General features: G+C 74.0%; 2 protein-coding genes. Both read left to right on the forward strand.

Translation table 11 applies throughout. The features are described from left to right. The coding region (locus tag EJK15_RS68245; RefSeq protein ID WP_138720765.1) for a DUF4153 domain-containing protein at positions 1-2,230 on the forward strand (2,230 nt) is incomplete at its 5' end. Between the two features lie 8 nt (positions 2,231-2,238). Then, positions 2,239-3,590: N-acyl-D-amino-acid deacylase family protein (locus tag EJK15_RS68250; RefSeq protein ID WP_138720766.1), on the forward strand; the 1,352-nt coding region annotated here is incomplete at its 3' end.

Raw genomic sequence — 3,590 nt, forward strand, 5'->3', positions numbered from 1 at the left:
CTCCGGGGGTGCGGGGCTGGGGCTGGCCATTGTGAAGGAGATCGTCGAGCTGCACGGGGGATCCGTTCGCATCGACGACTGTGCGGGGTGCCGCATGGTCGTCGATCTACCAGGGAGGACGACGATGGCTGACGCGCCGTTAGAGGCGGAACAGCAGCGGAACACGGCGGAGGAGGCGCGGCCGGATCCGGCCGCCGGCCCGGGCGAGGGGAGAGTTGTGACGGGGGACGGGGTCGTGACCGATGGCGGCGTTGCGGCCGTGGAACCGGTGCTCGTGGGCGGCGCCATGGCTGCCGCGTCCCCGGGTGTGCGCATGCCGCAGGCGGAGGGGAGCGGGCTTGCCAGAGTGATCGGCGGGGGCGTCGTCGGGGTGCTGCTCGGGTTCCTGGTCGGCCTGTTCGCCGCCGTGCTCGTCAGCTTTACCGTCGGGGACGGGCTGGCCCTCATCACGCTGGTCATGTGCACCGCGGGGATGGGAGCCGTCGGCGCGGCGATGGGCGCCGGTTCGGCCCGCCGGATCGCGGCTGCGGCCTACCAGTCGGCTTACCAGGCGGCCCAGCAGACGGGCCAGGCGGCCGGTCACGTGACGCAGGCGGCAGGTCACGTGGCGCAGGCGGCAGGGCAGGCGGGGGGTCAGGCGTTCGCTCAGACGGCTGAGCCGGCCGCCCAACCGGCCCAAGAAGCGGGCCAGGCGCCGGCGCAGACAGCCGGCCAGCCTGCCGCCGGCCAAGCGGCGGGCCGGTCGGTTCCGCCGCCGCCGTATGTGCCGCCGCCGCTCTTCCCCAGGCCCGAGCTGCCCGAGCCGCCCCGCTGGCTGCTGCCCGCGGCGGCCGGGGCCGGGGTGTTCGCAGCTGTGGCGTTGCCCGAGGCGCAGGTCGGGCTGGGGATCGTGCTGGTGGCGATGGTGCTGGGCGTGGCGGCGCTGCCCGCGGTGGTGCGGCGGATGACGCCGTGGACGGTGGCGTTCGGGCTGACGGCGTACGGGCTGATCTCCATGGCGGCGGTCCGCGACGCCGACTGGCTGGTCGCGATCCTGCTCGTGGCGGGGGCCGGGCTGGGTGCGCTGGCCGTCTCCGGGGCCGGCGCCGGGTGGCTGGGCGTGATCAGGGGCGGCGTGTCGGTGCTGCTCGCGCTGGGTCCCGTGCCGTGGTTCCTGGCCACGCCGATCAAGAAGCTGACGGCCCGGCGGCGGATCACGCCGATGCTGGCCGCTCTCGGCATCACGGCGGTGTTGCTGCTGGTGTTCGGGCTGCTGTTCAGCTCGGCGGACGCGGTGTTCGCCGCCTACGTGGAACGGCTGACCACCGCGCCGGAATGGGCGGAGTCGGCGCCGCTGCGGATCTTCCTGTTCGCGGTCTTCGCCGTGCTGGTCGCGGCCGTCGTGCTGGTCGCGCTCAGGCCGGTGGCCGACCCCGTGGCCCCCGACAGCAAGTTCACGGTGAGCACGAGCGTCTGGCTCGTGCCGCTCACGGCGGTGAACCTGCTGTTCGCGGCGTTCGTGGCGGTGCAGATCACGGCGCTGTTCGGCGGCAACAGGCTGGTGCTGAGGACGGCGGGCCTGACCTACGCGGAATACGCCAGACAGGGCTTCTTCCAGCTCGTGGTGGTCAGCGTGTTCGTACTCGGCATCGTGGCCGTGGCCGTGGGGCTGCTCAAGACGGAGCGCCGCGAGCGCTGGGTGCTGGCCTGCCTGCTCGGCGTGCTGTGCGGGCTGACCATGGTGGTGCTGGCCTCCGCCCTGCATCGCATGAACCTCTACACCGACGCCTACGGCCTGTCCAGGCTGCGGCTGTCCGTGCAGGCCACGGTCTGGTGGCTGGGCGCGGTGTTCGCGCTGGTGCTGCTGGCGGGCGCGGTACGGATCGCGGGCCGCGGCTCCGGCTGGCTGCCGCGGACGATCGTCCTGGTCACCGGGCTCGGCCTGGGCGCGTTCGCGATCGTGAACCCGGACCTGCAGGTCGCGTACACGCAGGTGGAGGTGCGCGGCGTCACCAAGCTCGACTCCGACTACCTGGGCGACCTCGGCGCGGAGGCGGTGCCCGCCTTGGACGGGCTGCCAGAGCCGCAGCGCAGCTGCGTGCTGGCCGACGTCGTCACGACCAACGGGCTGGACGGGCCGGACCCGTGGAACGGCTGGAACCTGGCCCGATCCCAGGCCCGCGACCTGCTGGCCGCGCGGCCGATCGACACGTCGGCTTCGTGCGGGGCGGTGCCGGCGCGCTCTGATTGAATCTTGGGGTGAGGTTCGACGTAGTCATCAGCGGCGGGCGGGTGCTCGATGGGACGGGCGCCCCGCCGTACCGGGCGGACGTGGCGATCGCCGGCGACCGGATCGCGGCGGTCGGCTGGTTGGAGGGCGCCCAGGCGGAGACGATGATCGACGCGGCGGGGCGGTTCGTGGCGCCGGGCTTCGTGGACTGCCACGCCCACGGCGACGCGGCCGTGTTCGACCCGGCGGTGCAGCGGGCGGCGCTGCGGCAGGGGGTGACCACGTTCGTGCTCGGGCAGGACGGGCTGTCCTTCGCGCCCGGCTCCGCCGAGACCGTGGCCTACGCGTCGCGCTACTTCGCCGCCGTCAACGGCCCGCTGTCCGAAGGTCCTTTGACGGTGGGCGAGCTGCTCGGCTCGTACGACCGCGCGGTGGCGTTGAACACGGCCTACCTGCTGCCCCACGGCACGATCCGCTACGACGTCATGGGCCCTTCGCCGGATCCCGCCTCGCCGGACGACCTGGCGAAGATGTTGCGGCACGTCGAGCGCGGGCTGTCGGAGGGCGCGGCCGGGCTGTCGAGCGGGCTCGAATACCTGCCGGGCCGCTACGCCTCCGCCGATGAGCTGGCCGCGGTGTGCGAGCCGCTCGGCGGCCTCCCGTACGTCACCCACATGCGCGCCTACGGCGCCCGCGCCGGGGTGGGCATGGCCGAGGTCGTGGAGATCGCGGAGCGCTCCGGCGCCGCCGTGCACGTCTCCCACCTGCACGGCCCCGCCGGCGTGCTGCTGCCGCTGGTCGAGGACGCGCTCGCCAAGAACGTGGACCTGACCTTCGACACCTACCCCTACCTGCGGGGCAACACCATCCTGGCCATGGTCGCGCTGCCGCCGTCCGTGCCGGGCGCCGAGCCCGGCCGCGCGCTGAAGATGATCGCGTCGGACGAGCTGGACGACTGGTGGCCGACCCTGGCCGACACCTGGCCGCGGCTGACCGTCTCGCACGCTCCGGGGATGGAGTGGACGGAGGGGCTGAGCATGGTGGCGGCGGCCGAGCGGGCAGGGGTGGAGCCGGCCGAGCTCTGCCGCCGCCTCCTGACGGAGACGCGGCTGGAGGCGGGGGCCGTGACCGCCCGCCCCGACGAAGGGCCGGAAGGGGAAGAGTCCGTACGCCGGATGCTGCGCCACCCCTCGCACACCGGCGGCTCCGACGGCATCTACGTGGGCGGGCATCCGCATCCGCGGGGGTTCGGGGCGTTCGCCAGGTTCCTCGGCCGGCACGTCAGGGAGCTGGGGGACTGGACGTGGGAGCAGGCCGTCGTGCACCTGGCCGCACATCCGGCCCGGCAGTTCGGGCTGGCGGACCGGGGGCTGGTGCGGGC

Origin of the sequence: Nonomuraea basaltis (assembly GCF_005893125.1) — a bacterium.
Taxonomy (GTDB): Bacteria; Actinomycetota; Actinomycetes; order Streptosporangiales; family Streptosporangiaceae; genus Nonomuraea; species Nonomuraea basaltis.